The 6,671-nt window shown below is 49.0% G+C and carries 6 protein-coding genes; 3 read left to right on the forward strand and 3 right to left on the reverse strand.

All coding sequences use genetic code 11. The features are described from left to right. Positions 1-177 precede the first annotated feature (177 nt). Positions 178-1,023: a bifunctional methylenetetrahydrofolate dehydrogenase/methenyltetrahydrofolate cyclohydrolase FolD gene (folD, locus tag ACWA6V_RS14430; protein ID WP_449523148.1), complete on the reverse strand. Its 846-nt coding sequence runs from the start codon at positions 1,021-1,023 to the stop codon at positions 178-180. A gap of 363 nt (positions 1,024-1,386) precedes the next feature. Between folD and ACWA6V_RS14435 the strand changes: the two genes are divergently transcribed. Together ACWA6V_RS14435 and ACWA6V_RS14440 are read left to right on the forward strand one after the other, a co-directional pair. Further along, on the forward strand, positions 1,387-2,559 hold the full coding sequence (locus ACWA6V_RS14435; RefSeq protein ID WP_449523149.1) for a glycerol-3-phosphate dehydrogenase/oxidase: 1,173 nt from the start codon (positions 1,387-1,389) through the stop codon (positions 2,557-2,559). A 131-nt stretch (positions 2,560-2,690) separates the two neighbouring features. Continuing rightward, entirely contained in the window at positions 2,691-3,707 is a 1,017-nt protein-coding gene (locus ACWA6V_RS14440; RefSeq protein ID WP_449523150.1) for an aspartate carbamoyltransferase, read from the forward strand. 137 nt (positions 3,708-3,844) lie between these two features. Here ACWA6V_RS14440 and ACWA6V_RS14445 read toward each other — a convergent pair whose 3' ends face one another. Continuing rightward, positions 3,845-5,128, reverse strand: a complete 1,284-nt coding sequence (locus tag ACWA6V_RS14445) for a diguanylate cyclase (RefSeq protein ID WP_449523151.1) — start codon at positions 5,126-5,128, stop codon at positions 3,845-3,847. A 190-nt stretch (positions 5,129-5,318) separates the two neighbouring features. Then, positions 5,319-5,738, reverse strand: coding sequence for a YchJ family protein (locus ACWA6V_RS14450; RefSeq protein ID WP_449523152.1), 420 nt, complete (start codon positions 5,736-5,738; stop codon positions 5,319-5,321). A 152-nt stretch (positions 5,739-5,890) separates the two neighbouring features. Here ACWA6V_RS14450 and ACWA6V_RS14455 point away from each other — a divergent pair. Then, positions 5,891-6,671 (forward strand): 1-acyl-sn-glycerol-3-phosphate acyltransferase (locus ACWA6V_RS14455; RefSeq protein ID WP_449523153.1); only part of this gene is annotated, 781 nt, incomplete at its 3' end.

Consider the following 6,671-nt stretch of genomic DNA (forward strand, 5'->3'; position numbering starts at 1 on the left):
TCGGGATTACCCATCTTACAAGTATATTTAACGGCATCATTTGGAGTGGCAGAAACGCTCACTGCCAACAAACTACCCAGCAAAAGAAATTTACGCATTTGATTTTTACTCCTTAAAAGTTAAATAGCGATACGAACAACAATGGCCAGCACTATTACAGCGATGAAACAGAATTCATTAACCGATTTTCTTCTCGCCCGAGTCTACGGTTTGGTAAATCAGGGTGTTGATGGTCATTGGGCCAACACCACCGGGAACCGGTGTATAAGCAGCAACCCGATCAACCAACGGCTTCAATTCGACATCGCCCACGCCACCAGGATGATAACCAGCATCAACCACCACCGCGCCGTCTTTAATCCACTCGGCTTTAATAAATTCCGGTTTACCAACAGCGCCAACCAGAATATCGGCCTGCTTAATTAATGCCGGTAAATTCTGGGTGCGTGAATGGCAGATGGTGACAGTGGCATTGGCGTTAAGCAGCATCAGCGCCATAGGTTTGCCCAGAATAGGGCTGCGGCCAACTACTACGGCGTGCTTGCCCGCGAGTTCAATACCGTAGCCCTCCAGCAAACGCATGATGCCTTTTGGTGTTGCGCAACCATAAGCTTCTTCACCCATGCTCATGCGGCCAAAACCCAAACAGGTTACGCCATCCACATCTTTCTCTGCGCTGATTGCATCAAAGCACAAACGCTCATCAATCTGGTGGGGAACGGGATGCTGCAACAAGATGCCATGCACGTTGGGATTGTTGTTCAATTCCTGAATTTTGGCGAGCAATTGCTCGGTGGTGGTAGATGAAGGCATCTCCACTTTCAAAGACTCCATACCAATACGGGTACAGGCATTGCCTTTCATTTTCACATAGGTCGCGGAAGCCGGGTCATCGCCGACCAGAATGGTCGCCAGAATAGGGGTTTGGCCATTAGTGCGCGCCTTTAATGCAGCAACGCGGGCAGAGAGTTCCTGTTCAGTTTTTTCGGCAAGGGCTTTGCCATCCAATACAAGTGCGGACATGGGCGCTAATTACCTGTGTAGTAAATAAGAGGGAGTACAAGTCTGAGGTCGCGCATTTTCCCACAGTGAGGGTGGGGCGCCAAGGAGATTTCTCAGTAGATTCAGTCCAGCTGGGCCACTATGACGGCCAATGTCCGTCCAGCTCAATATTTGCGCTCAAAACTGTAGGTGCTTTGATAGTTATTAAGACTGGAGATCATTAACTATTGTTGCTGATCACCGCTGATGAGTAATTAAAGTAATGTTAAAAATCATATTACTGGTTTCTCTTAAAGCTTTCTAATATAAAAGTGGCTTTCTGCCGTCGAACATTTTTACATTCCTGTCCTATACTTCCCGTGTCTTTCATGCGGAATAACAAGAATGAAATATGACATTGTTGTCATTGGTGCTGGGATTCAAGGAGCTGGTGTCGCGCAAGCGGCTGCTGCAGCTGGATATTCGGTATTAGTGGTAGAGCAAACTGCACCAGCGGCGGGTACTTCAAGTAAATCATCCAAATTGATTCACGGTGGCTTACGTTATTTGGAGACAGCGCAGTTCGGCCTGGTGCGTGAGAGTTTGCGAGAGCGGGCATTGTTATTGCGATTAGCTCCCGAGCTGGTGAAGTTGCGCCCATTGCATATTCCTATCTATGACGATTCAACCCGCTCACCGCTCACCATTCGCGCAGGGTTGAGCCTGTATTCGCTATTGGCGGGTTTGAATAAAGATTCCTTGTTTGCCCAATTAGGGCGCGATCAATGGCCGGCCCTGGCCGGGCTGCGTCAGGAAAACCTCAAGGCGGTATTCCGTTATTACGAAGCACAAACTGACGATGCAGGGTTGACCCGATCGGTATTGCAGTCAGCCGTTATTTTGGGCGCTGATCTGTTGATGCCGGCGCGATTTATCGGCGCCGAGCGCAATGGTCAGTGCTGCAAGGTGGAGATTGAAACGGACAAGGGCCACGAATCGATCAGCTGCCGAGTGTTGGTCAATTGTGCTGGCCCTTGGGCGGGCGAGGTTTTAAGCCGTGTTGCGCCAGCGTTGATATCGCCCGCGATTGAATTGGTGCAGGGCAGTCATCTGCTCTTGCCGCCGTTGTTGGATCAATACTTCTATCTGGAGGCGCCGCAGGATAAACGCGCGGTATTTGTGCTCCCTTGGGAAGGACGTTTGTTGGTAGGCACTACAGAGCGAGCATTTACCGGCGCACCGGAGCGGTCGGTTTGTTCACCGGAAGAGCGCGATTATTTACTGGCAACCTTGCGCCATTACTTCCCGAAACTTGCACTTCCTGCTGCAGGAGAGGTTGAAACCTTCGCCGGTTTGCGGGTATTACCCAAGAGCGATAAAAACGCCTTTTCGCGCCCGCGCGAGGTGATGTTTGCAGTGGATAATGAAGCCCAACCCAGGGTGCTGTCGGTGATGGGCGGCAAATTGACTACCTATCGCGCTACGGCGCAGGCGGCACTGGAGCGACTTGCCCCTTCGCTGCCCACCAAAGAGCGTCGCGCCGATACCGCCTTGGTCAGCCTGATTCCGGTACATTGATTTTCCTGCAATATTTTTAGTGCTTGCCGTTGGTATCCAAGCCCGGCTGCCGCTAAAATGGCGCCCGCTTTATCTCGCACTCTTTCAGGCTATTGCCTTTCCTGGCCAGCGGTCTCCGCTAAGGAATTCTTGTGAACTTTACCGGCGCACATATTCTCTCCATCAAACAATTTGAACGTGCTGATATCCAGCGCATTTTTGACGTGGCCGATGCCATGGAACCCTATGCCTTGCGCCGCAAGGTGACGCGGGTATTGGAAGGGGCGATTCTGGGCAACATGTTTTTTGAACCGAGCACGCGTACGCGGGTGAGCTTTGGTTCGGCGTTTAACCTGTTGGGTGGTAATGTGCGCGAGACCACCGGCTTTGAAAGCTCGTCGCTCACCAAAGGTGAGTCCCTGTTTGATACTGCGCGTGTCCTTTCCGGTTATAGCGATGTAATTTGTATGCGCCACCCGCAAGCGGGATCGGTTGCCGAATTTGCTGAAGGCAGTCGTGTGCCGGTCATCAATGGCGGCGATGGCGCAAACGAGCATCCAACCCAAGCGCTGCTGGACTTGTACACTATCCGCAAGGAATTGCGCTCCAAAAATCGCACGATAGACAATTTGCGCATTGCCATGATTGGCGATTTAAAACACGGCCGCACCGTCCATTCACTTTGCAAGCTCTTATGCGTGTTCAGCAATATCCATGTGACGCTGGTATCGCCCAAAGAATTGGCGATGCCGGAATATATCGTGGAAGACTTGCGCGCCGCCGGTCACGTCGTTACCGTTACCGATGAGTTGCACTCCAGCATTAGCAATATCGATATCGCTTACTCCACCCGTATTCAGGAGGAGCGTTTTGCGAGCAAGGAAGAGGCCGACCAATATCGCGGCCGATTCCGTTTAAATCAGTCGATTTATACCCAGTATTGCGAACCCAATACGGTGATTATGCATCCGCTGCCGCGTGACTCGCGCGCCGATGCCAATGAGTTGGATAACGATTTGAATGCGAATCCAAACCTGGCGATTTTCCGCCAAACCGATAATGGTGTTTTAGTGCGTATGGCATTGTTTGCATTGGTATTGGATGTGGTTGATCAGGTGGATAAATTTTCGCGCGAGGTGAATTGGTATAATTCGCTGCGTTCAAATTAACCTTTGTTTGTAATGATTAATTCTTAATTATTCATATGTAATAAAAAATCCGCTTAGGTTAACCCAAGCGGATTTTTTATTTGAGGCGCTGTTATATTAACTAACAGGCGTAGCCGTTATACAGTAAATCAACGCATTTAGTGAATTAGCTGAACAATCTTGTTCAGCAATGCAGGTGCTGTGAGGCTTTTATCAAAGTGGGTGCTAATTCCAACTTTTTTTCCAATTTCCTGAATTTGGCTACTGGATGAATCGCATAGCATTGCGAGTGATATGCTTGCAGTTTTTGGTGTGCGAGCCAATATTTTGCACAACTCAATGCCTGCTTCTGTGTCAGCAATGTTGGTGCCGAGTAAAATCAAATCCGGGTGTAAATCTACCGCCAGTTCCAAGCATTCCTTTTGCGACTCTGCCGTCAGTAAATTGAAATGTGGTTGCAGGTGCGCGCTAAAGTGACGCAGTAATTCCTGATTGGTATCGGCCAGCAATAAGGTTTTGTGGGTGGCAACTTCATCGATCCAACTGCGGTTGCGCCCCGCACGTTTTGCTTTGTAGAGTGCACGATCGGCATTTTTAATTAATTCCTCCAAATCATGGCCGGTAGTCCGCAAACAGGTAGCACCACCTATGCTAGCTGTTACAAAAGTACTGGAGGGCGATACATCGTGACGGATCTGGATGTTTTCCAGAGCCTCACTAATTGCCTGTGCAACGCGCATAGCGCCTTTGGCGTCGGTCTCGGGCAAGAGCACAATAAATTCCTCTCCACCGTAACGCCCTAAAATATCCGAGCTGCGGTGCAAACAACTTTTTATCGCGTGGGTTACTTTTTTCAAACAGGCATCACCGGCAGGGTGGCCGTAGTGATCGTTAAATAATTTGAAGTGATCGACATCAATCATCAGCGCGCTAATGGGTTGTTGGTGACGTTTGGCTAGCGCCCATTGCTGCTGCGCCAATTCATTAAAGGTGCGGCGATTATAAATTTGGGTGAGGCTATCGAGTTGGCTCAGCGCTTCCAACTCTGCGTTGAGTTGGTTGAGCTGGTCGCGCATTTCGGCGATGCGTTCCATTGCGCGAATTTTAGCCTTTATGATCATAAAACTGACAGGCTTGATTAAATAATCATCGCCGCCCGCCTCGATTCCTTCGCGATAATTTTCATCTTCATTCAAGCCGGTGACAAAAATAATCGGAATCCAGTGGCCAGCGAGCCACTCACGAATCAAGCGCGTGGTTTCAAAACCATTTAAGCCCGGCATTTCTACATCCATGATGATCATATCAACTGGCGTATTTTCAAGCAGTTGCAGAGCTTCTTCACCGCTGCGGGCAATCAAAGGTTCGTGGCCTGCGTCAATAATATAATTGCGCATGGCAAAGCGGAGAGTGGCACTATCTTCAACCAGAAGAATTTTCATAGTCTTGCTTAAAAGGCGCTGTATTCAGGGAGACAAAATGAGTGTAGCCGTTTTTATTACTTTTGTAGTTTATGACCTGCCGCGCAGTGTAAGCAGCGAATGTCGATGAGTCGAATGGATAGCGAGATGAATGGTGAATTTTTATCCAGATCGGTGGTTGTATCACAGTTCCTTGCGGTGGGTGTCGGTTTTATGTCTGGTGGTCTACATAAAGCCATTTACCCAATATCTTTTTGAATTGCGACACTTCGTGGTGTTGATGCATTTTCCCCTGCTGGCGGAACAACGCGATAAATTCGACTATACCGGTATCGTCATTTGTGCCGCCTTGTTGTGTCGCAAGAATTTGTAGGCCCAACCAATCGCAACTTTCAGCCCAGTCGAGGATATCATCCTTGCTAGAACGCAACCGTTGTTCGGGGCTCCAGGTTTCCCACAGGTAATCAATCGCTAGTAGTGTGTGGGCGCTGTAGCGCGAGCGCATCAGTTGTTCGGCGGTGCCTGGGTTGTGAGTGCCGTTAATAAAGGGCAAACAGCAGTCACGCAGGGGTTTTTGGGTACCGCAAGGGCAGGGGGCGTCAGTGGCGGGTAAAAACGGTTTTGGTGGCATTTTGCGGCTCTTTTCGGTATTTTGTGCGCCTATTTTCGCTGGGTTGGCGATATAAGCCAAGCCTGTAGCGCCCTTTCACGTCGACAAACCTGTCTGCAGTTTTGTGCCAGACTTAACGTCTATGTTTTACCTTCGAGTGATGACCTCCCGCTATGAATGAATTTGATGATATCCGTCCCTATCGTGATGATGAAGTTCGTCCAACAATTGATCGCATGTTGGCTGATCCGGAATTGACCGATGCGGTAACCCGCCTTAAGTTTCCGGGGCTCCATGGCTGGTTGGGATGGCTACTAAAACCGCTGGTGCGCATGAAGCTTGCGCAGCAATTGGCGGGAATCAATGATGTAAAAGGTTTCCAAAGTGTGGTTGCAAAATATATGGAGGGTATGGTCAATACCCGCGTCAAATCGCTTACCGTTTCCGGTTTGGAAAAACTCGACAAACACACAGCCTATTTATTTATTAGCAATCACCGCGATATTGCCATGGACCCAGCATTTGTGAATTGGGTTTTATATCACAACGATTGCAATACCCTGCGCATTGCTATTGGTGACAATTTGCTGACCAAACCGTTTGTGTCAGATTTAATGCGCTTGAATAAAAGTTTTATCGTAAACCGTTCTGCTAAAGCGCCGCGCGAAAAATTAAAAGCAGCAAAATATTTGTCGAGCTATATCTACCACTCAATTTGCAATGAGCATTCCAGTATCTGGATCGCGCAGCGTGAAGGTCGCGCAAAAGATGGCTGCGATAAAACCAATTCTGCCGTGCTAGGGATGATTGCCCTTAACAAACCTAAAACCGAAGAGTTAGATGAATACATCAGAAAGTTGCGCATAGTGCCAGTTTCTACTTCGTATGAGTTGAGCCCATGTGATGCCGCCAAAGCGAGCGAACTATATCAGCAGCGCAGCGAAGTCAGCTACC

The organism is Cellvibrio sp. (assembly GCF_053579595.1).